The 22,256-nt window shown below is 37.2% G+C and carries 24 protein-coding genes and 2 pseudogenes; 6 read left to right on the top strand and 20 right to left on the bottom strand.

Annotated elements, in window-relative coordinates:
• Nucleotides 1-568 precede the first annotated feature (568 nt).
• The gene (gene hpaB, locus COD92_RS09390) at nucleotides 569-2,014 is read left to right on the top strand and encodes a 4-hydroxyphenylacetate 3-monooxygenase, oxygenase component (protein WP_098528141.1); all 1,446 of its coding nucleotides are present in this window, start codon (nucleotides 569-571) and stop codon (nucleotides 2,012-2,014) included.
• A gap of 139 nt (nucleotides 2,015-2,153) precedes the next feature.
• Here hpaB and COD92_RS09385 read toward each other — a convergent pair whose 3' ends face one another.
• The gene (locus COD92_RS09385; protein ID WP_176541085.1) at nucleotides 2,154-2,390 is read right to left on the bottom strand and encodes a hypothetical protein; all 237 of its coding nucleotides are present in this window, start codon (nucleotides 2,388-2,390) and stop codon (nucleotides 2,154-2,156) included.
• Between the two features lie 367 nt (nucleotides 2,391-2,757).
• Here COD92_RS09385 and COD92_RS09380 point away from each other — a divergent pair, with 367 nt between their 5' ends.
• Complete coding sequence (locus COD92_RS09380; protein ID WP_098528143.1) at nucleotides 2,758-3,075, top strand: antibiotic biosynthesis monooxygenase family protein; 318 nt, start codon at nucleotides 2,758-2,760, stop codon at nucleotides 3,073-3,075.
• A 358-nt stretch (nucleotides 3,076-3,433) separates the two neighbouring features.
• Here COD92_RS09380 and COD92_RS09375 read toward each other — a convergent pair whose 3' ends face one another.
• From COD92_RS09375 to COD92_RS09355, 5 genes and pseudogenes are all read right to left on the bottom strand, one after another.
• Entirely contained in the window at nucleotides 3,434-4,348 is a 915-nt protein-coding gene (locus tag COD92_RS09375; protein ID WP_098528144.1) for a VOC family protein, read from the bottom strand.
• A 228-nt stretch (nucleotides 4,349-4,576) separates the two neighbouring features.
• Entirely contained in the window at nucleotides 4,577-5,227 is a 651-nt protein-coding gene (locus COD92_RS09370) for a FusB/FusC family EF-G-binding protein (protein ID WP_098528145.1), read from the bottom strand.
• Between the two features lie 139 nt (nucleotides 5,228-5,366).
• Nucleotides 5,367-5,636 carry a CD3324 family protein gene (locus tag COD92_RS09365; protein ID WP_098528146.1) on the bottom strand — a complete coding sequence of 90 codons (270 nt, stop codon included), beginning with the start codon at nucleotides 5,634-5,636 and terminating at the stop codon, nucleotides 5,367-5,369.
• A 529-nt stretch (nucleotides 5,637-6,165) separates the two neighbouring features.
• Nucleotides 6,166-6,324: pseudogene (locus tag COD92_RS09360) on the bottom strand (IS1595 family transposase); the annotation flags it as partial.
• Complete coding sequence (locus tag COD92_RS09355; RefSeq protein ID WP_098528147.1) at nucleotides 6,311-6,595, bottom strand: hypothetical protein; 285 nt, start codon at nucleotides 6,593-6,595, stop codon at nucleotides 6,311-6,313. The gene COD92_RS09355 and the pseudogene COD92_RS09360, both read right to left, overlap by 14 nt.
• 52 nt (nucleotides 6,596-6,647) lie before the next feature.
• On the opposite strand from COD92_RS09355, the pseudogene COD92_RS09350 reads away from it, so the two are divergent.
• Nucleotides 6,648-7,154, top strand: a pseudogene (locus COD92_RS09350) (HAD hydrolase-like protein); the annotation flags it as partial.
• 575 nt (nucleotides 7,155-7,729) lie between these two features.
• Complete coding sequence (locus COD92_RS09345; protein WP_098528149.1) at nucleotides 7,730-8,200, top strand: DinB family protein; 471 nt, start codon at nucleotides 7,730-7,732, stop codon at nucleotides 8,198-8,200.
• Nucleotides 8,201-8,252: 52 nt separating this feature from the next.
• On the opposite strand, the gene COD92_RS09340 is transcribed toward COD92_RS09345, so the two are convergent.
• The 11 genes from COD92_RS09340 to COD92_RS09290 all read right to left on the bottom strand — a co-directional run bounded on the left by COD92_RS09340 (nucleotide 8,253) and on the right by COD92_RS09290 (nucleotide 16,054).
• On the bottom strand, nucleotides 8,253-8,741 hold the full coding sequence (locus COD92_RS09340) for a CBO0543 family protein (protein ID WP_098528150.1): 489 nt from the start codon (nucleotides 8,739-8,741) through the stop codon (nucleotides 8,253-8,255).
• A gap of 649 nt (nucleotides 8,742-9,390) precedes the next feature.
• Nucleotides 9,391-9,990 (bottom strand): nitroreductase family protein, encoded by a 600-nt coding sequence (locus tag COD92_RS09335; RefSeq protein ID WP_098528151.1) that lies wholly within the window; start codon nucleotides 9,988-9,990, stop codon nucleotides 9,391-9,393.
• 201 nt (nucleotides 9,991-10,191) lie between these two features.
• On the bottom strand, nucleotides 10,192-10,464 hold the full coding sequence (locus tag COD92_RS09330) for a hypothetical protein (protein WP_098528152.1): 273 nt from the start codon (nucleotides 10,462-10,464) through the stop codon (nucleotides 10,192-10,194).
• Complete coding sequence (locus COD92_RS09325; RefSeq protein ID WP_098528153.1) at nucleotides 10,464-11,177, bottom strand: pirin family protein; 714 nt, start codon at nucleotides 11,175-11,177, stop codon at nucleotides 10,464-10,466. Before COD92_RS09325 ends, COD92_RS09330 begins: the two co-directional genes overlap by 1 nt.
• Nucleotides 11,178-11,448: 271 nt before the next feature.
• Nucleotides 11,449-11,871: a DoxX family protein gene (locus COD92_RS09320; protein ID WP_098996192.1), complete on the bottom strand. Its 423-nt coding sequence runs from the start codon at nucleotides 11,869-11,871 to the stop codon at nucleotides 11,449-11,451.
• Nucleotides 11,872-11,904: 33 nt separating this feature from the next.
• Nucleotides 11,905-12,507, bottom strand: coding sequence for an alpha/beta hydrolase (locus tag COD92_RS09315; protein WP_098528154.1), 603 nt, complete (start codon nucleotides 12,505-12,507; stop codon nucleotides 11,905-11,907).
• Nucleotides 12,507-13,451, bottom strand: a complete 945-nt coding sequence (locus COD92_RS09310) for a ring-cleaving dioxygenase (protein WP_098528155.1) — start codon at nucleotides 13,449-13,451, stop codon at nucleotides 12,507-12,509. The genes COD92_RS09315 and COD92_RS09310 overlap by 1 nt, the downstream gene beginning before the upstream one ends.
• 29 nt (nucleotides 13,452-13,480) lie before the next feature.
• Entirely contained in the window at nucleotides 13,481-14,089 is a 609-nt protein-coding gene (locus COD92_RS09305) for a flavin reductase family protein (RefSeq protein ID WP_098528156.1), read from the bottom strand.
• A gap of 23 nt (nucleotides 14,090-14,112) precedes the next feature.
• Nucleotides 14,113-15,051, bottom strand: a complete 939-nt coding sequence (locus tag COD92_RS09300; protein WP_098528157.1) for a ring-cleaving dioxygenase — start codon at nucleotides 15,049-15,051, stop codon at nucleotides 14,113-14,115.
• 118 nt (nucleotides 15,052-15,169) lie between these two features.
• Nucleotides 15,170-15,568 (bottom strand): DoxX family protein, encoded by a 399-nt coding sequence (locus COD92_RS09295; protein ID WP_098528158.1) that lies wholly within the window; start codon nucleotides 15,566-15,568, stop codon nucleotides 15,170-15,172.
• Between the two features lie 57 nt (nucleotides 15,569-15,625).
• Nucleotides 15,626-16,054: a MarR family winged helix-turn-helix transcriptional regulator gene (locus COD92_RS09290; RefSeq protein ID WP_098528159.1), complete on the bottom strand. Its 429-nt coding sequence runs from the start codon at nucleotides 16,052-16,054 to the stop codon at nucleotides 15,626-15,628.
• A gap of 337 nt (nucleotides 16,055-16,391) precedes the next feature.
• Between COD92_RS09290 and COD92_RS09285 the strand changes: the two genes are divergently transcribed.
• Together COD92_RS09285 and COD92_RS09280 are read left to right on the top strand one after the other, a co-directional pair.
• On the top strand, nucleotides 16,392-16,712 hold the full coding sequence (locus COD92_RS09285; RefSeq protein WP_098528309.1) for a winged helix-turn-helix transcriptional regulator: 321 nt from the start codon (nucleotides 16,392-16,394) through the stop codon (nucleotides 16,710-16,712).
• A gap of 203 nt (nucleotides 16,713-16,915) precedes the next feature.
• Nucleotides 16,916-17,734 (top strand): mechanosensitive ion channel family protein, encoded by an 819-nt coding sequence (locus COD92_RS09280; protein WP_098528160.1) that lies wholly within the window; start codon nucleotides 16,916-16,918, stop codon nucleotides 17,732-17,734.
• A gap of 78 nt (nucleotides 17,735-17,812) precedes the next feature.
• Here COD92_RS09280 and COD92_RS09275 read toward each other — a convergent pair whose 3' ends face one another.
• From COD92_RS09275 to COD92_RS09265, 3 genes are all read right to left on the bottom strand, one after another.
• Entirely contained in the window at nucleotides 17,813-20,143 is a 2,331-nt protein-coding gene (locus COD92_RS09275; protein WP_098528161.1) for a beta-galactosidase, read from the bottom strand.
• 302 nt (nucleotides 20,144-20,445) lie between these two features.
• Nucleotides 20,446-21,249, bottom strand: coding sequence for a sugar phosphate isomerase/epimerase family protein (locus COD92_RS09270; RefSeq protein WP_255295266.1), 804 nt, complete (start codon nucleotides 21,247-21,249; stop codon nucleotides 20,446-20,448).
• An 85-nt stretch (nucleotides 21,250-21,334) separates the two neighbouring features.
• The gene (locus tag COD92_RS09265; protein ID WP_098528162.1) at nucleotides 21,335-22,144 is read right to left on the bottom strand and encodes a phytanoyl-CoA dioxygenase family protein; all 810 of its coding nucleotides are present in this window, start codon (nucleotides 22,142-22,144) and stop codon (nucleotides 21,335-21,337) included.
• Nucleotides 22,145-22,256 lie beyond the last annotated feature (112 nt).

The raw sequence follows: 22,256 nt of genomic DNA, 5'->3' as shown, positions 1-22,256 counted from the left end.
CATTACAGGAATGCTGCCCAGTTACTTGAAGAAGCAAAAAGCCTTGCTTCATTATTGAAGTACAGTACCCTTACTTTAAGTGTATTATTTCACAAACCTTGCGTAAGGGAGGGATGCCGCAGCAACCCCTTGCTCAATTCAAGCCCCCGTTAGCCACACATGCAGCCGAGCCGCACTACAAGTGAGTGGAGAGTAGTGATGGACGGTTATGATTAAATATTTCTCCTTTTACTCAAATGGTATTAACAAATTGGGCAACTTTTTTTAAGAAACCCGGCGAACCGAGATCTAATTGTTAAATATGAACCTGCCACAAAAAAGTATCCCAAACCACACCCTATTGAATAATCGTTTTGTGTTAGACATTATTTTAGAAAATGCCTATTACGAAAACATCGTCGTCCATCCTAGGACATTTTTTTATTTATGCAAGTTAAAGCGATACATTTTGCCCAATTTAAAAACAAGGCTTATCCAATAAGAACAAGCATTTAAGTAAACTAATAAAATGATACTAACTAAACTCGTACATTTCTTTGGCACCTTCATTATAAGGAGACGGTAGAACATGGGTATCATAAATGGTAGGGATCTTATTGAACGTTTAAATAAAATGAAAAATGAAATCTGGTTTGATGGTGAAAAAATCAAGGGGGAAATTTCAGAGCATCCTGCCTTTAAAGGAATTCTTAAGTCAAAGGCTGCCCTTTATGATTTGCAAAATTCTCAGGATATAAAAAATGAGATGACTTTCCTTTTGCCAGAAAACCAAAATACTATTGGACTATCTTACTTACAGCCCAAAACGAAAGAGGATTTAAAAAGAAGAAGAAAAATGATTGAACATTGGGCAAGACACACTCATGGAATGATGGGAAGAAGTCCTGACTATATGAATACGGTTGTAATGAGTTTTGCCTCCTCCGCCAACGTTTTAAGAGATAGGGAAAATTGTTTTCCCGAAAACATTCAATCTCTATATGAAATGGCAATGGAACATGATCTATCGTTTACACATACCTTTATTACTCCGCAGGTAAATCGTTCACAAGTCTATTTAGGATTTTCCAATGAGCCAATCTCCGCTAAGGTGATAGATCAAAATGAAAAAGGATTGGTTATCAAAGGTGCCCGCTTACTTGCCACTCAAGGTGGTCTAACAGATGAAGTTTTAGTTTTTTCTGCACCAAGATTGTTTTTTGATCCTAGCGAGGCGTTCGCCTTTTCCATTCCATCTAATACGAAAGGACTAAAATTTTTTTGCAGGGAATCCTTTGTGGGGGGAGAATCTTCGTTTAATTATCCGTTAAGTTCAAAATATGAAGAAATGGACTCAATCGTCGTCTTTGACAATGTTTTGGTTCCATGGGACCGCGTATTTTATTACGATAATGTAGATGCAGCGACAGATTTCCTTGTTGAAAGCTCTTTTTACCAATTTGCCTATCATCAAGTCATAACCAGACAAATTGTAAAAACAGAATTTTTTCTAGGAGTTGCCCAACTTCTTGTCGAGACAATTAATGTTGGGGAGTATCAACATATACATGAAAAACTCTCCGAAATCATCATTGGTCTTGAAACTTTGAAAGCACTTTTAGAGAAATCAGAAAATGATGCAGAATTGGATGAATGGGGATCTATGCGTCCAAGCATGATTCCATTACAAGTGGCTAGTAACATCTTTCCTAAAATTTATCCCCGTTTCAGCGAAATTATACAAATAATTGGCGCAAGCGGAATGATATCATTACCAACGGAAAGCGCGTTTGATTCCGAAATTCGTGCAGAACTCGACCAATATCTTCAAGCAGATGGTATCAATGCCGAGGACCGCGTGAAACTTTTCCGTTTGGCATGGGATCTTACGATGAGTTCGTTTGGTACAAGGCAAACCCAATATGAAAGATACTTTTTTGGTGATCCTATTCGATTATCCAGTAATTTATACAAAAACTATATAAAGGATAAACATGTTGAAAAAATTAGCGGATTATTAAATCTAAAAAATTAAGAGTGTCTGATCAAATTGTCAATGCAGTATCCTCCAATTAGAAATTCACAAACCAAAACCTTCAACATTTCCAACAAGAAACAGGCGTTTCTACTATTGTAGAAGCCCCTGTTTCAATGGACTCTTTTATCAGCAATTCTTAATATGGATAGTAATAGTGGTGGTGGTGGTATGGGTAGAAATGGTGGTGGTGGTACGGGTAGTAGTGATGGTGGTGTGGATAGCCAAAACCAAGACCTGGAGCTCCAAATCCAAGACCTGGTCCAAAACCAAAACCTGAACCTGGTCCACCTAATCCAAGACCCGTAGAGAAACCAAAACCTGAGCCTGGTCCACCTAAACCAACCCTTTCATATGCATCAAAATTAGGAATCATATTCATCCTCCTCTTTTATTTTTACAGTAGAGTTTATGCGTTCTTGGGTAAAAGTTCTTGGGTATTTATCATGGTTCCTGATTTAAATTGGATTAATATTTGATCATCTATCCATTTGAATGTTACATAATTTAATAAAAATCGCTGATGTAAACTGAAGGTTTTTTCTGAGTAGGAAGATTGGCTTTTTCTATACTTTGTGAAACATTACACTTAAACTAAACCCCTGTTGAACAGTTGTATAACTATAATTAACTATTCTACTTTCAATATTAAAAAACAGCATTAAAATAATAAGTTCACGGTAATGTTTGTAATGTATTTTTAAGATGTTATCATGTAAATGAACAATATGGGAGGTGGAATTATGTCATCATCAGTTTTTATGGCACTTTATCGTCCAAAATCAGGAAAAGAAAACGAGTTAAAAGAAATTCTTAAAGTACATATACCAACGTTAAGAGAAGAAGGATTGATTACAAACCGTGAGTTATTAACGCTTCAAGCGGAAGATGGCACAATTATTGAAATAGCTGAGTGGAAGTCCAATGAGGCTATAGAAAATGCACATCAATCAGCTAATGTAATGTCCGTTTGGAATAAAATCAGTTCCGTTGCTGAACTAACTAGTCTTTCTTCACTTGCTGAGGCTCAAGTACCTTTCCCTAATTTTAAACCTTTATAAAGCTAAAAAAAGTGGTGTAACTCACTTTTGAACACAGTTCACTTATTCTGATTAATTTAAAAAAAGAGTTCATGTCTATTACAGAAACTCACCCGTTTGTTTAATTAGAGCTTAATCATCGAGATTTTGAATTACTTTCAAAAACTCTATTTTAGGATAAGTTTTTAAGAAAAGAAAATACTAAAAAACAAAAAATCCGGCTATATAGCCGGACTTTAAACTCTTGCAACTGATAGTTCAATAACATTTATGTAAAATTATCATTCATCAAGGAAAAGTTTAGTTTCATTTAAACATTTCTCTGAACTCTTCCGTCATTTGTTCGACTAGCTCAGATCTTCCGTTGTTTGTATTCTGATTATCCCATGTATGCTCTCTGTAATTTCACAAGCTCAAATTTCTTCATTTTAAGAAATGCTTTCGTTAGGCGCGCAAGTTGCTCCGGCGTGGCATTTCTCATCATCTCGTCCATCTCACTTGGCACAATTTGCCAGGATATGCCATACTTATCTTTCAGCCAGCCGCATTGCTCGGCTTCAGGAACTGCAGAGAGCCTTTCCCAGTAGTAATCAATCTCTTCTTGTGTTTCGCAGTACACCATAAATGAGATTGCCTCGTTAAAACTGAATTTGTGCTTTTTCGCGCTATCCATTGCAGCAAACCACTGATCTTCAAGCATGAAATCAGAGAACATGATGGTTCCTTCTTTGTCAGGTTCCATGCCTTTTGGGTAGCGGGTGATTAGTCCCTGCTTTGAGTTCTTAAATACTGATAAATAAAAATTAATAGCCTCTTCGGCGTTGCCGCATTTATCGCCGACAAACAAAAGTGACGGCACAAATGTAGGCCGCTCCTCACCTTCCGGATTGCTAAGGATTAACTGCCAGGACAAACCATATTTATCTTGAATCCAACCATACTTCTGACTGAACGGATACTTATCAAGAGGCATTAACGCTGTGCCACCTTCGGACAATTTGTTCCAAACCTCATTTATTTTTTCTTTCGCGTCTTTCTCTCGCGATGGGTCAAAATTGACTATGAAAGAAACCGACGGATTGATCTTGAAAAAAGGCCCTGCGCTGATTGCCATAAACTTATGCTCCCAAAGCTCAAAAGAGACTATATCGGAGTCGCCCGATGGTGTGTCTTGGATTGTTGTTACATCCGTAATTTTTGAGTCAGGGAATATGGAAGAGTAAAACTCGACTGCTTCTTTTGCCTCCTTGTCATACCATAAATGCGGAACGATTTTTTGGTATGTTTTTAACATAGTTTTTCTCCTTAATTTTTATTCGATAATAATGTGACCAAAATTCCAGTGTAAAAAATCAGTTATCATTCCACTTTATTTTACCATTTTCATTCTCTTTTCATTTCTTATAGGTTGCTGATTGCATAGCTCTCTTTTTTTAAAGTAAATAAAAATAGAAACATTTATATACAAAAATAGTCAAACTGACTTCAAAAACAATTATTATAGTGATACCATGTCAAGTATTTACATTCCTAATGAATCTTTTAGAAAAGTTGTTAAATAATCGACATTGGTTATTTTTTTATTGCATTCGCTGCTATCAGCGCAGATGAGATTGCCGATAGCCTTGTAATAGTCCGGGTTTTTAGATTTTTTCGATTTTGTGACGGTGGAAAAATAAGCAACCTCGCTAAAACTATTACAAATGGAACAAATATTATTTTTACTAGTCGGTGCAAAATTACATTCGATGCCAACCATTTTTCCATCCAGTTCATATACAATAAATTTTTTATTAGATCTTAGATCGTTCCAGCTTAAATAGGTTAGCTGATTATGGTCTATTTCTGATAAATCAGGCCGCTTTAATTTTTTATTCTTCGGAAACATCTTTTTCAGTTGCTCCTCGGTGATTTTTGGAAAGGGAACCAAATAGTCTGAAAGACGCTGGATATATTGCTCATATTCAGCATCTGTTTTTAGTCTGGAAAGATCCAGCATTTCTTGTTGATCCAATGATGCATTTGAAATGAGATCTAAGATTTTGGCATTGGCTAAGTCGATCACAGCAGCCAACACGTTTGGGGGTATATTCTTTTTAGCACTGTCCTTAATCATAGCAATCTGTTTTTTTATAAAATTCAACTGCTCATTTTTAATAAATTTTTCGGTCATTACATTTCTCTCCTATTATTTGCTGACTTCTCTTACTCTTATTTTAAAAAATGCAGCAAGACTTTAAAATGGAGAATATGACTTAGAACCGTTTTTTACATAAAAAACACTGATGAAGGATTTCACCAGTGCTGTTTGCCTACTTTTTATGTGAATAAACAATTTTCTTAATGGTTTCGGTTGAGAGGTAATATTCATTAGCTAGCTGCTGGATACTGCTGCCATTTATGAAAGAATTTCTAATGGCCGCATTACGGCGATCAAGCATGCGTCTCCCGCCACTTGAGGTTCCCCATTTCCGATGCTCCGTTTCCGGCTTAGGAATGTAAAGAGTTTCCCCCTGGACATACTTTTGAATTTCCACGATTAGCTTTTCGGGTAAAACTTTTGCTGCATTAATATATTTCAATTTTGCCCGCTCCTTATTTTGAATTTCATAAAAATAAGGTGCAAAGCCAAAATATTAGAAAAGCTTGTTAAGCGATAAAATTAAATGTTTCGCCCCACGCAAAGTATCGCCTTTCCAATAATAGGCTTTGCATGAGTGGAAGAAGTACCAGACAATCTTAAGTGATTCTCCATCTGTTAACACCCCCTTTGATTTGTAATTATAACGAAATTTTCTGTTCGATTGAATCGATTTAGCTTTGTTTAAAATTAATTTTTAAGGAAACCCAATCTATAAGGGTTTCCTCACTTATGTTTAACAAATACCTTTAGGAACTATATACAATTTATGTTCCCTGCATTCAATAATTTACAAATGTTGTAACCCCGTAATGTGTAATATAATTTCGGTGACTAAGTTCTTCTAACCATTTCTTAGGATTTAATTGATACAATCCATAAATAGTTCGGTAAGTATAACATCCTAAATTGCGTGTTGATTAGGAACTTGGTAAATTTCTAACACATCTATTCTGCTCGTTGAACAAGGATTACACATTGAATTTGGTCAGACGCAAACTTTCATAAGTCTCTGGCATTTGAAATACAAATGATGTTAGTAGATATTCTTTAATTTGCTGTTTAGTGCTTTTATTGCTACGACTATCGACAAATAAAAACCAAGCAAGGTAATTATCAAGGTATTTTGAAGGATTTTAATTGTTGGTCAATTAAAATTAATAACTTCCTTTGAGCTACCTTACTACGAATAATTTTTTTAACACGAGTTCTGCTTTGTAAATAAGCTCTAACTTTTCTATTCGTAATAAATAATCTGTGATATTTCTCATCCTCATAAATCTTCTTAAACCATCCTTGTTGTTTTAGTAGCTCAATATTATAATCAATTTTTTTAGTGTCCAAACCACCTGTGCTTACACCTACTAAACTCGATAAAAAATCTGATAAAAAATCAAACATAAAATTCCCATCCTATTTTTTTATTTGGCTCTTTTCGTAAACTTTGTTGCTCTTGAATAAAACAAGGGAAACTTTGTTACCTAATCATTCAAATGAAGTAAGAAAACAAACGGATGCTTATTTTCTAGAAAGATTAATTGAAAACATAAACTGTGGAAAAGTGGCTTTGTATCAAAATTTAAAGGAAGTTTTCGATTACTTAAAAGAAAACAATTATTCTATTTATATAGCTAGCAATTGCTTAGTAAAGTATTTACAAGCAATTGTAAATTATTATAATTTGGATAATTGGGTTACTGAAACTTTTAGTATTCAGCAAATCAAAACGCTCGATAAAGGGTATTTAGTTAAAGCAATTATTGAAAAATACGACATCAGAAATGCAGTAGTTGTCGGCGACCGTCTTTCTGATATAAATGCAGCTAAAGATAATGGATTAACTGCAATTGGATGTAATCTTGATTTTGCACAAGAAGATGAACTCGCTCAAGCTGATTTTGTAATAGACAACTTAATTGAGCTAAAAACAATATTACCAAATGTTAAAATAGCTTATTGAAGTAATGTTGCTTTATTAGAATAAGGAATACAGCCGTTTTTTTGAGAAATGGCTTTTTTTATACTTCACGCAAAAAAATTCACAGTGATGGTGTTTGAGTTTTGGCAGGCACTGAGCAACATTTGATTTATCCGCTCTTTCTCTTCAATTTTATTATTCCTCGTAAAAAGAAATTACGAGAGTTCTATGATAAAAACGTGAAGAAGGAAAACCATACATTGGATATTTTCCCTAAAGAACAGAACGACTTTCCAAGATACAGATTAAAACCTATATCTACCTAAATAACACAAAACCTTCCAAAATTAGAATAAAGGAAGGTTTTGTGGCATGCAATTTTTTTGTATAGCATGAGGTTTTTTAATTTTAAATTTAAAAAATATTGACAAACTATTAGCTGATTTACCTGAATAAGAAAAAAACGTTCCTTTGTTATTAAAGCATCTCATCCGTTATTTTAATAAGCGTCTTAAATTCAATGTTTTCAAAAAAATGTAAAGGTTCCCTCTAACACATTGGCACGAACATCCATTCGCATATATAATAATAATATGTTTATCAAAGGAGGAACATTTATGAACTCAATTGATTTATTGATTATTAACTTTAATGAAGTTAGAAGAAGAAGCATAAAGGTTTGGACATCTATTCCTAAAGAAAAACTCGAATGGAGACCAGATGATGAAGCACTGAATTGCATAGAAATGATTAGACACGCATTGGAAAGCGAGCACTATTACCACCTGGCCATTAAAAATCGAGGGAGTTTATCCGTTTTCGATTCCCCTTTCGAAAATAGACCTTTTACTTCTGTAAATGCAGAATTGGAATTTGCAGAACCTTATCGAAATGATTTTATTGATACAATCAAGTCATTTACTGAAGAAGACTTGGCAAATATAAAGATTGACCGCTCCGATTCAGGGTACATAAGAGATTTAGGTGACATGCTGTTACGTGTTGCCTATCATGAATCAGTTCATACTGGTCAGTTATTGGATTATTTAAGAACAGCAGGGGTTCCAAGAATTCGTATCTGGGATTAGCCATTACATTGGTGCTATCACAATAGTGATGCACCTTTCTTAGAATCAACCTTTAATATTCGGTTATATTTTGTTTACCCTTTAACTTATCTAACATTTTTATTAAACCAACAAACCCTCTAATGATAAACAAAGTAAAATTAACACTTGCAAAAGTATGGAAGGCTGACCATTTGTTCCATTTAAATAATCTCGTGTTCTTTTCCATAAACCATTGACCCAGACTCATAGGAACACTAAACAGCAAACTTTTCATTAGAATTTTACTAAATTTATCATTATACGATATTTTCACCCAGATAACGCTTAGAATTGGGAAAAATAACATGTCATAAATAATATTTGTTTTAAAAATTTTTGAAAAAGGGCGAACTGGGTATTCTATTTTTTTGGTGCCAACAACATATGCATCAATAAGAGTCGCAATAACTCCTTTAGAGAAAAAAATTAAAAGATTTTCTCTCATTTTTGGTCCCCTGAATAAAAATGGAAAAGATAAAACACATCCTGCTAATAGTAACTTTAACAACTTTTTCTCCACTAATTAACATCCTCTCGCACTTTCGTATTGATATCCTTAAAATGCCCTAAATTTACCATTAATACTCTATCGTTATTCAATTAAATTTTTAATAAAAACCCTTTAAGCAATACAATAAAAAAGTTCGTTCACTTGCATTTTGCTTATCCCATTTGAGTATACCTAAATCTTTATTATTCAAGTATTGTCTCTGTAATTTTGGGAATGCTTAATTCAGACAGATGATTCTATCCCCTGTTGTATATATGTCATTAGTTTGAAAGGAGTGTAGTACAAAGATGGACAAAAACAATAAAAATTTGGATCAACATAATAAGGATTGCGAATGTGAATTTTGCAGGAAACGAGCAAATATAGAAATGAACAAGGAAGAAGAACGAAAAGAAATTGTAGAAATGTTAAAACGTTTATAATATTAGTTAGAAAGCAAACAAGCTTAAAAAAGTAAAGATGGGAACCATTTAAAATTTGAAGGAAAAACACTTAATAAATACGAAGGGGTTGAAATCCCCCCATCTCTCACCATCGTATGAGCTGATTCGATACCCGGCGGTTCTGGCTCACACACTATTGACTTTCCCCATTCCCATTAAAAAACCTGATGGAAATTACCATCAGGCTTTATTAATGAAAAAAACTCTTCGTCTATCTATTTATAAAATTTCACACGATCTTCTACTGGCTTAAATTCTTTCTCACCTGGTTGAGCTGTTGGATTACCAAAAGGCATCTGGGCAATTAACTTCCAATTAGCAGGAATATTCCATTCATTTTTCACTTCTTCATCAATAAGTGGGTTGTAGTGTTGTAAAGATGCTCCTAGCCCTTCTGATTCTAATGCTGCCCAAACAACTAATTGGTGCATACCTGATGCTTGATTTGACCAAACGGGAAAATTGTCAGCATATGTACTGAATTGTTCTTGAAGAGATTTAATAATATCTTGGTCCTCAAAAAATAGTACAGTTCCGTACCCCGCCTTAAATGATTCCATTTTTTGTTGAGTTCCAGAGAAGTCTCCATTTCCAACTAACTCTCTTAAGGTCTCAGTAGTAATATCCCATAATTTATCATGAGATTCACCAGTCAATATTACAAGACGTGCTGTTTGCGAGTTAAAAGCAGAAGGTGTGTATTTTACTGCAAATTCTACAATTTCCTTAATCCTCTCATCCGATACTTGTACCTCTTTATTGATTCCATAGAATGAACGTCTTTCTTTTAATACAGAATAAAAATCTTTAGTCATAACATTATACCCTCCAGTAAATTATGGTTTGAAGCAAGTAATCTCGAATCCAAAATACTTTACTTTGAGATTAAAAGTCAATTTATTTGTTTTAAACTTTTTTTGACTTCTACTTTTGGTAAACTAACAATAATATATTTATGGTTCCCCTCGCACTGTTTTATATTATGAGAAACTATAATCAGTTCAAAAAAGACTTCTTTATGTTGGATATACAGTTTTATGGTCAGCAAGTATAATCAATTGTTTATCGTTCCGTTGGAAATTAATTTGTGCATCAGAAGAATAAAACCATGCCTTTTCATTTTCCTTTACTTCAAATATGTTTAACTCATCCTGAAAATCTAAAATTTCCGAAGCCGTCCTTTCATCAACGGGGACGGAGATTAGCCAATGATCGTGCTGCTTTTCAATATTGTATATATCAGTCTGGCACAGTAATCTGCTGCCAATAGAATGACGTATCATCAACATTAAAAGGCACCCCCAGGTAAATCGATTAATAAAAAGAAACTATCTTGATTACCCTGAATAGTTATTTCATGTATGTCCGTTATACGGGCAGCATCTCTTGACTTTAAAATATAATCATTGTTGATTGAGATTTCTCCCTCAATATTAAAGACGTAAATCCTCCTGCCAGATTTCTGTTCAAAGTTCAAATTCTTCTTTCCATCCAATCTTGACAAATAAAGTGTTAAATCTTGATGGATTCCAGCAACCTGATCAGACGATGTATGCGAAATAACTGGTAGTAACTGATTGTGTAATTTAGTAATATCATATGAAATGTCTTCATATGACGGTTTTAGCTTCTTTTCATTAGGTGTAAACCATAACTGTAGAAATTGTACTTCTTCTTCATTTGAAGCGTTAAATTCAGAATGAAGCACTCCAGTTCCAGCCGTTATCCGCTGAATACTACCATTACTAATGGTTCCAGAGTTTCCTAGGTTGTCTCCATGCTTAAGCTCGCCTTTTAGGATAATAGAGACTATTTCAGCTTCACGATGCGGATGAATTCCAAAACCACGTCCTGGCTGGACAGTATCATCGTTAAAAACTCGCAATGGACCGAATCGTAAATTATTGGAATCATAATACTCTCCAAATGAAAAACTTAGCGAACTTTCCAACCAATCATTTTTTACTGTGTAACGTGTATCTGCAGGAAAAAGTTGAATCAAAATCTTTCACTCCCTAAATAAATGTCAATTTAATTTATTAATCTATATATCTAGAATCAAGATATTTTTAACTAAGAATATTTAAATTCATATAATTATTTTTTCAACTAATTCAGTTAATGGTTTATCAAGAAAAGCCAATCGACCACTCTCGATTAGCTCATTTGCCATTTTCTCTGTCTCCTGCTCAGTTTCTTTCCAAATAGTTTGGATAAGAAAGCCATCACAAACACTACCTGTTATTTCTTTCTTTTACTAGTTTGATTCACCATTAAGCAGTTTTGGTTAACTCTTTTGAATCCTTTTTAAATATTATTGAACTAACTGATAATAGCTTGCTTCCAGTGATTGCAAGGTATAATGCTATTGCTAGAAATGCTAAGTCTAACTCATAGCCTGCCATTTGACCATTTCCTAATAAACCAACTGAAAGCTTTACTTTTATTGTTGCCCCAATCATCATTAATGCAAACAATGCTGCAAAAAATCTAGTTGCCAATCCAATGATTATGCCGATCCCACCAATAATCTCAAGAGATGCAACTCCATATGCCATAAATCCAGGCAAGCCGATACTATCAAACCATCCTACAATATTCTCAATTCCACCCTGAAATTTTACAATTCCATGTATTAAAAATAATGCTCCTAGTGTCACGCGTAAAATAAATGCTCCTATTTCGTTTTTTTTCATCTTTCTTTTTCTCCTCCCAAACATAGTTTTTTATTATAACTTTCTATACCATTGAGCGGCAGCTTCGACCTCTTGGGCGGTTAATTGATGACCTCTATTTTCCCAATGAAGTTCTACATTCGCATTTGCCTTTTTTAATAATGATTCAAGTTCAGCCGATTCCATTGGTGAGCAAATCGGATCATTTGTCCCAGCTGCAATAAACACTGACTTACCCGATAAATCTGGAAGGTCGATCCCTTTTCTCGGCACCATAGGATGATGAAGAATGGCTCCCTTTAAGGCGTTTTGATAGTGAAATAATAAGCTCGCTGCTATATTCGCTCCATTTGAGTACCCCATAGCGATAATATGATCTCGGTCGAAACCATACTTTTCAGCTGCTTCATCGAGAAACTCATTTAATTCTTTTGTTCGGAAAACGAGATCTTCTTCATCAAAAACTCCCTCCGCCAATCTTCGGAAGAATCGTGGCATTCCATTTTCTAATACATTTCCTCGAACGCTTAAAACGGAAGCTTCATCATCAATTCTTCCAGCAAGAGGCAACAGGTCTAATTCATTGCCGCCGGTACCATGAAGCAATAATAGCGTTGGTTTTGTTGGATCTTGGCCTTTATTGAATATGTGTTTCATTATTTATCTCCCTCCAGAACACGAACCTCTACTCGTGGTAAGGTTTCTTCTAATTCTTCTCTTTTTGACTCTAACCATGATGGCAGCATAAGTTTTTTCCCGAGTTCCTCGATAGGTTCATCCACCGCAAAACCCGGTGGGTCGGTTGCAATTTCGAAGAGAATACCCCCTGGTTCATGAAAATAAAGAGCTTTGAAGTAGTTTCGGTCAAGAATCTCTGTAGGATAATACCCTTTTTCAAGGAGAAGCGATCTCCACTTTTGATGCTCTTCCTCATCCTTTGCTCTCCATGCTATATGGTGAACCGTTCCAGCCCCCATCAGCCCTCGAACAGAAGGATTTAGCTGAATATCAACTGTATTTCCTATATTTCCTTCAGATTGAAATCTTAAAAATTCATTTTCTTGACCAATGCATTCCAACCCCAATACGTTTTCTAGAACATCGGTTGTCTTATGGGGTTGTGCAGAAAAAAGAATCGCACCTCCAAATCCTTTTATCGCATTTTCAGCCTGAATTTCGCCAAAATTCCAAGTATTTACTGGACCTTCGTCTCGTTCTGTCAGTTCCAACAGGAGTCCGTCTGGATCATAAAATTTTAAATATCTTTCCCCATACCGATTGGAAGAAGTAAATTCGATTCCAAATTTCCGTAATCGATTCTCCCAAAAAGGAACCGAACCCTTCGGAATCACATAACTAGTCACACCAACCTGACCGATTCCAATTCTACCTTTTAGTTGTTTAGACCAAGGAAAAAACGTTATTACAGAACCTGGTTGACCTATTTCATTCCCAAAATAGAGATGGTACACTTCTGGACGATCAAAATTAATGGTTTTTTTGACAAGCCTTAACCCAAGTACTCCTGCATAGAAATCAATATTTCTTTGTGCATCGTTTACCATTGCTGTGATATGATGGATACCCGCTGTTTTTTTCATTTTACCCTCTCCAATCATCGAATGGGGCTTTAATTAGGTCTTTCAATTTCAAATATCTCACCAATTTTTGCGTAATTATTCCCAGCTAATCGGCTGACCGCTGCTAAGCCCCTTGGATCAATTCTTCCTTTTTCATAAATGTCATTATCGATATGAAACTGAACAACTTTTCCTATAATCAGGTCACACCCTGGCGTATCCAAGCCTCCCAATTCTAAGGAATGCTCTAAGGAACATTCCATTCTGATTTTCGCTTCCTTAACTCCAGGAACTGAAATTTTTATACTATCTACTGGAGTTAAGTGAGTTAACTCAATCTCACTTTGATTAGGAGGAAGGCCGGCTGCTGTTTTATTTATTTTTTCAACATTGTGTTCATCAACTATATGAACAACAAATTGTTTGGACTCAGTAATATTTCTTGCAGTATCTTTTTGTCCCCCAGCAGAGCGTTGAATAGATAATGAAATCATCGGGGGATTGGATGACACGATGTTAAAATAACTAAAGGGTGCTCCATTCAAAACACCATCTTTTGAAATCGATGTGACGAAAGCTATTGGTCTAGGTATGATGCTTCCTATTAGAAATTTATAATTTTCTCTTTCTGACAATAAGTCGGGATCAATTGAAAGCAAAGATATCATTCCTTTTCAAAGAATCAGTCTAGTACTCTTACTTCAAACGGTAATAACACTCGTTCAATTTTTTCTCTGTGAGACTCATACTGAGATGGCAGCATCAAATTTTCCCCCATTGTCGCTTGTGACTCATCATGAGCAAATCCTGGAGGATCTGTTGCAATTTCAAATAGTATTTCTCCATGTTCTCTGAAGTAAATGGCATTGAAGTAATTTCGATCCTGAACAGGAGTTACTCCGTAACCATTCGCTGCTACATATTTTTGCCAATCCAATTGATCTTGATCATCAATAGCCCGCCATGCAATATGGTGAACGGTTCCCACGCCCATTTGTCCGCGTCCTATTGGGGTTAATTTTAGATCAATAATATTTCCGATATCCCCAGCAGAACGGTAACGTGCGAAATCTCCTTCTTTACCGACTAATTCAAGTCCCATTACTTTTTCTAATAATTCACCCGTTTTGTCAGGCTGGGTTGATAAAAGAGTTGCACCTCCAAAACCTTTGATAGCAACTTCAGGTGTTACCTCACCGTAAGTCCAAGTATTGTTTTCTCCTTCTTCTCTTTCCACAATTTCCAGTTGAAGACCATGCGGATCATCGAATTCCAAATATTGCTCTCCAAAGCGTTCCATTTTTGTAAAAGGGACATTGAATTTTTCTAGTCTTTTTTCCCAAAATTCCATCGCCCCTTTTGGAACGACATAGGAAGTAACCCCTACTTGACCGTCCCCAATAATTCCTTGATGAGCTCCTGCCCAGGGAAAGAATGTAATAATGGTTCCTGGCTTACCACCTTCATTACCGAAATAAAGGTGATAAGTTCCTGGGTCATCAAAATTTACAGTTTGTTTGACCAAACGCAATCCTAAAACTCCAGCGTAAAAGTCTACATTTTCTTGCGGATGTCCAACGATTGCTGTAATATGGTGTATCCCCATTGTTTTCTTACTCATTTTCACCACTCCATTTCTTATTTAATTTTAAAAATCCACTCTTACTTATTTTGTTCCCAGGATGAAAATAAAATCTTAAACTATTTACTTTAATTCGATTATCTCTAAATCGAGATAATTAGAATAAAAAAGCATCTACAGCATATTGACCTGGTCCAATTAAAGCTATACCAATAGCAATTGCGAGCAGCGTAAGGTTATATTCATATCCATTTGCTGTTGCCCATAATCCGTTTGGAGCGTGAACTTTCAGAATAGCCATTACCATGGTTCCCGCAATCATAATTCCAGCAAGTGGAGTTAAAAGACCTAGAGCAAACAAAATGCCTCCAACGAGTTCTGTTAATCCTGCCAATAGCGCCATGGTTATACCAGGTTTCATGCCTATTGAATCAAACCAGCCTCCTGTACCCTTTAAACCATATCCGCCGAACCATCCGAACAATTTTTGAGCTCCATGACCAATGAATAAGATACCAACTACTAAACGAATGATTAGTAAACCAAGATTTATCATCTAAAATCCTCCTAAATATTTTATTTATCTCGATTTCGAGATATAAAACTAAAAAAATTAACTTTGTTCGTTCCTATTTATCTTTTTCAAGAGTTTAACAAATATTTTTTTCTCCTCTTTATTTAAAGAGCAAAACATGGAATCTACAAATTCTTGATGTTTTGGCATGATCCAGTCCATCAATTCTTTTCCTGCGTCTGTTAACGTCACATGGATGACTCTGCGATCTTCAACACATGCATGACGACTTAATAAATCTCTCTGTTCTAATTTATCTATAACATAAGTCATTGTGCCACTTGAAATTAAAATGCTATTACCAATTTGATGGATTGTTTGTTTTCCCTTATTGTAAAGCACTTCTAGAACAGAAAATTCAGTAATACTAAGGTTATACTGACTCATTTCCACTCTCATACAATCCTGTACTGCTTTAGATGTTTGCATTAAAACAAGATAGGGTAAATTAGTGCATGTTGTTTCCATTTAGTTCACCTCCCGCGAAAATCTCAAATTAAAATATCTTGAATATGAGATAATAATAAAACTTTAAGACCTCTTTGTCAATAATATTTTCAATAAAACTTACATCTTTCTTTTTCTTGAGAAGCCCTCTCTTCATTTTTTAATATGTTCACTTTATTTTGTTTCCTATTATTATTAAAAAATAAGCATTTATGGAGATTTTTTGACAATTCAACATACAATGGGGTTTTTATAAAAAATTTATGTATTTTCACTTTGTAATCAAATGAAACTTGGTTACAATAAGTAAACAAGAAACAATATTTAATCTGTTTGAAAGAGGTGAATGTTATCAATGATGGAAGAACAGGCGGACCTATGTCCTGAGGTTGAAAAAACTTTTGAATTAATTGGAAAAAGATGGACTGGATTAATCATATATGTATTATCTAGCGGACCAAAACGTTTTAGTGAAATCAATTCACTCATCCCCGATTTAAGCAAAAGGGTGTTGACGGAAAGAATGAAAGAATTAGAAGAGCATGGGATTGTTTTACGTCAAGTTATTCCAGAGCGACCAATTAGAACGGTATATTTATTAACTAAAAGAGGAAGCGAATTAGGAAAAATACTTGGCCCCATTAGTCAATGGGCTTCTAGCTGGATGAAAGAGAAATAAATCCTTTTAACTTTATTGATTAAACAATAATATAATTCAGCTGCGGAAAACACGTTATTGGCAATATATCGATCCTCAGGAAGCACGGATAGGGCTTCTTTTTTTATGGAACCATGCTAACGTTAAGGATTGTTGGAAAAGGAAAGTCTTTCTCCTTATCCCTATTCCTTTTGTATAGTGTAAAAAAAGTGAGAGGTGTTAGGATGTTTTTCTTGGGACTGTTCCAGCAATTGCCCGTAAAAATTATAACGGTGGCACTGCTGATTATATTCACGGTTTATTTGATCCGCAAATCCATCAAGCTTTTCTTTGACAAAACGAGCATCTTGGATGAAAAGCGGGAAGAGACATTGATGCATTTCGCCAACCAGGTGACAAAGGTATTGGGACTGTTGTTCTTCTTTATTTATGTGCTTAGCCCTTTCTTCGACCTAGCAAAGCTGTTGACTGGTTCGGTCGTGGTGGCAGGTGCCTTAGCATTGATCCTCCAGCATATCATCCGCGATTACATTATGGGGCTGACCTACCTGTTTGAGCGCCAGATCCATCACGGGGATTATGTCATCATCAACGGAAACCGTCAGGGGAAAATCGAGGAAATCAGCATGCGCTATCTGAAGATCCGCCAGTATGACGGATACCTCTATACGGTCTCCTATAGTAGCATTACGGAACTTCAGAATGGGAACCGGGGAAGGCGGCGGGTGAACGAAAGCCTTGTCCTCAACTATAAGCAAAATCCGGATGATGCCTTCAAGGTGATGGAGGAAGTGGCACAAACATGCAACGAGAAATACGATGAATACCTGTTGAAGGATGAGAACGGTGTTCCCCTGGAGTGTTTCAAATTCAACCAAATCACTGAACTGAACGTGGATTTCAGGGGTCACCAGTATTCATTATCAGGTCTTGTGAAGGAAGCTGATTTCGTGGAAGCGGGCAAAAAGGTGCGATATGAACTGGCGATGGCTGCCTACAAGAACGACTTGATGATGGCAGAGAGTTTCAACACAAGCCATTAAGAATCATAAAAAGCAAGAGTTCATATCTCTTGCTTTTTTTCTGTTGTTTTAATGAACACAACAAGTGAGGACTTGCCGTTAAATGTCTATTTCAAGTTCACGAATAGCTGTAGCCTTGATTGATTTAATTTCAGCAATTTGTTTAGTTATCACCTCAGCTCTTGCTGCCATTGGTGAATCACTCTTTACAAAGCTCTCCTCTTTTAATGGGGAGATATAAATATACATTCCTTTTGCTAACAGGTCTTGTTTATGCTGTTGTAGGCCGATTTCCCATATATCATTGTTACAAAAATTATCATGAATTAGCTTGCCATCGATAAACGCATAACCAATATCTCCGACATATTCAATTTGAAGAAGAAGTTCTTTTACATCGTCAAAAGCCTCGGGTTGAAAATGAATTACAGCTTTATTATGGTTGACCATTTTAACCTCTAAGCCTGTATGACTTACATTGATGATTTTCTTATATTCCTTAAATAAGCCATGGTTATGACAAGAAAGCTCCTCTCCGGTTATTTTTAACATACCATTAAAGCCTGGGAATGATTTTATTTCAACTGACTCTAGACCTGCGCTTTCTAGTCTTATTTTTTCTCCGGCCACAAGCAAGGTTGCATTCGTAATGAAAACCTGTTCTTTCCCTCCATATGGATACTTCCAAAAGTTTAAGCTTTGTTCATTTGTCAACGTACAAACATGAAGCCTCCTACCTGTTTGCAACATGATATCGATTAAACTAATCTCCTGATTACTTACTTGTATCAACGTATTTTCATCAGAAATAATGTTCCCATTATCGACACTTACCTCTTGGATATCATCACTTTCAAAATAATACTCACCATTCATTCCTTTTGGAATGAAGAAGAAAAAGTATATTTCACCATCATGCTCTATGCTTGTTAGTAATTGAGTCGTTGAATATTTAAGGTTTAGTCCTTGCAAATCCAAGTTAAATGGAAGGATACAGCACTCATCCTTCGCTAACGACATACTGTCGGATTTAGGAAGACGTATCTCTTCATTCTCAAGGTTAACTGTGATGGCAAAGTCTTGTTGGTCCTTTGTTTCAACATGATCCTGATAATTATTAATAAAAACAAAACCAGAATCTCTATTTGCTCTTACAGCAAACCTTAATGTTTCAATATCATATGGGTCCATATCTTTCGTATCATATGGAAGGACGGTTTTGGTTTTGCAAAAGCTTTCCTCCACTGTTTTATAAAAGTAGTGTTGACGCTTTAATCTCTTATATGACTCTCTTATTTGTCCAAACTCTCCAATTGGAGCTTGATAGTCGTATGATATTTTAGGTGTTGCATTTTCATTCAAGAAAGGTGTCTTTTTCCCCTTCGGATTTGAACCGCCATGGAAAACATAGTAGCCTACAAAGTTACATCCACCGGCTACTTTCATTTCAGCCATTGCGTCGACACTTTCATATGGTAACTTGAATCTATATTTATAGAAAACTGTCATCCCTCCACCCATTTCACAGCAAGCAAATGATAGACTCTCAGGACGATAAGCAGGAGTAAACCCATAGTTTTTCTGTTGGTCGTTATGATAGTCCCTAAAAATAAATTCGGGTGTAGCAGGATGCTCCTTCACATCACCATAGAAGATCCACGGCCAAAACGCGTAGCCTCCCCATAATGGGAGCACCTCTTCAACAGGTGCTGCTGCGCCTCCCCAGCCAGTACTCGTATAGATTGGAGTTTGGATTCCAGCTTGGATGGCTAACTCCTTTAGTGTAATAATATGTACATCTCCATCTCTACCTGCGGGTACCCACTCATTCCCTGTTCCATTTGTTATTTCCCACGGTGCACCTGCATGTTCATACTCATTCTCGATCTGAGTTCCGATGATAGGGCCGCCCTCTTTAAAGAGGAATCCTTGAACCTGCTTTCCAATTTCTTGATAAAACCTTTTCACATATGTCAAATACTCTTTATCATTTGAACGAAGATCAAATGGTCTTCCGAAGAGCCAATCAGGAATTCCACCATTTCTTGCCTCACCATGAGCAAATGGACCGATTCTCAAAATGACGCCCATACCATGCTTTCTGCAAAGCCCGACAAATCTTCTGAGGTTTTTATTAGCTTCCCAATCAAATATTCCTTGTTCCTCTTCATGATGGTTCCAAAAAATATAGGTTGGGATAATATTAATCCCCCCCATTTTCATTTTGATGATTTCATCTTCCCATTTTTCAAAGTTATATCTACTGAAATGGAACTCACCGCTTATACCAAAAAACGGCCGACCATTTTTCTCCATATAATAGTTTGTAAAGCTGTAATTTTCTCCTGCTATATTTGATCCACCAAGCTTTGTCTCAAGTGGGTATATCTCTTTTTGCGTATTTTTGACGTCAATCCTATATGCTCTCATGAAACAATTTCCTCCTTAATTAATGATTTCCGAGGACTTAGAAGTTGGCATACTTGTTTTCTTCGGAAACAAACTATTCTAGGGCCTTACGGCATAGAATAGCCTTCAGTCTATCGACGGCACCACTTAAAATTGACGAACGGTGTTTTCTCACATTACTTATAAGTTTGCCGCATAGGGAATCTTATGCTTCCAATTTTGCGCGGCAAACTAACTTCTAATCCGAAAAAGCCCTTGATTTACAAGGACTTTTCCAATTGGTAACAGCTTTTAAACCAACACATTAACCTGCTCTTTTTTGTTTAAACCTGTTCCCATAAGGACCGGGCGATCCGGGCAAACAGCAGTGCTTGCGTCCAGCGATCGCTCACCTCGTACTGCACGTCGTCCTGGCCGCGCACCGTGATCGCATAAGGTGGCGGCCCCAGCTCGCAAACAAACGGCAGCACCTCGTCTTGCTGTGCCGTTTGACGCCAGCTGCGCATCCCTCCGAGCCACCAACGTTGAAAGTGCTTCAACATCGGGTGTTCGAACTCGAGGTCAGCTGCACCCTCCCCATCCACGCTTCCAAACATGGGTATATCGATCTGCACCTGCTCCCCGTTCGAAACGCGAGCGTGTATGCTCTTCGTCCGAGGGAGCAGCGTCCGGAGCAGCTCTTCTGCTTCGTCCGAAACCGTATGCATTTCCCCGGCAACGACATAATGTGAGAAGTCGATCGTCAGCTCAAGCCCTGGCAAGCGCTTAGCATACTCTACCGTGCGCAGCAGATCCTGCGTGATTGTGCCGCGGTGCGTTTCGATATACGCCGGGATGCCCGCAGTCTGCGACAGCTCCGCCATGTCCGCAAGCAGTTGCACCGCTTGCTCTCCGATCAGAAACGGCCTTATCACCTGTACGTTGACGAAATCGACCCTTCCGAACGATTTTGCCTTGCATAGAAAAACTTCCAGCTCCTCCGCTGTTTTTGGATACGCGTTTACGCTGTATGATAGGTTATATTGATCCAGCAACCGCTGCCATCGTTCGGCCTCCCTGCCCTCCGGCAGCATGCCGTTAATGCCGTCGTAGCCCGCTTCGGCGATGCACCGCACCTTCTCCTCCATGCTACATCCGTCACCAGCGCCGTTTTGAACTCCAATTCCGTTCATCCCCCACCAGGACATTAGCACCTCAAGCCGTGGCTCACGTTTAGTGGATATACGGTGTATCGTACTCAACGCCGCACGGACCTCCATTCGGATTGGTCTCCAGTTCCACCGGCGTCCCATCGGCACGGTACAGTGGACGATAATACGTGGCAATGCGCGTGGCCGAGCTATTGGCGTAGTGGCAAATGAACGAGCGGCGGAAACGATCTTTGGTCTTATTGCGGTATGAGCCGTGAATCAGATTCCCATTGAAAAAGAGCACATCGCCCCTCTCCATCACTGTCGGAATTGCCTTCTGATCCTTCGGCGGCTTCACATAGTGTGTAGTGAACGATTCCTTGGAATCGGACAATTCAGGACATACGATATCATACGCACTCGTCTTTGGCACAACTAAAAGCCCGCCGTTCTCCTCATCCGCCGCATCAATCGCCGTCCAAGCGGCGATGCAGTTTCCCGGCTCGACCTTTAAGTAAAAGTTATCCTGATGAAGCGCCTGTCCCCGTGAGCCCGGAGGCTTGTAATAGAACATGCTTTGGGCCGCCAACGGTTCTTCCTCATACAAATCAGCAAGCACATCCATTACCGGTTGATGCAGCATATACCGTTTGGCTGTTTCATTAAACCGGTGCGGATGCATGACCCTCGGATAACGCTTTAGCGGATCGGTCGTTTCCTCTTGCAAATCCGGCTCAAAATGCCCTGGGATCACCTGGTGGCTGATGTCCTCAAAGGTCCTGTCAATCTCCGCCAGTTGCTCCTCCGTAAACAATCCTCTGACAATTAAATAACCTTCCGTTTCAAATTGTTGCTTTTGCTCACCCGTTAATACTCGATACTTATGCGCCATGTATTTACCCTCCCCTATTTCTACTGCAAGTGATATTTAGCACATCTTCATTTTACAGTTAGAATAACCATTAGAAGAAGGATGGATCTTGCTAACAATGCATACGATTCTG

It is taken from the genome of Bacillus sp. AFS037270, assembly GCF_002585305.1.
The sequence above is the reverse complement of the archived record's forward strand: the minus strand, read 5'-3'. Positions and strand labels throughout refer to the sequence as shown.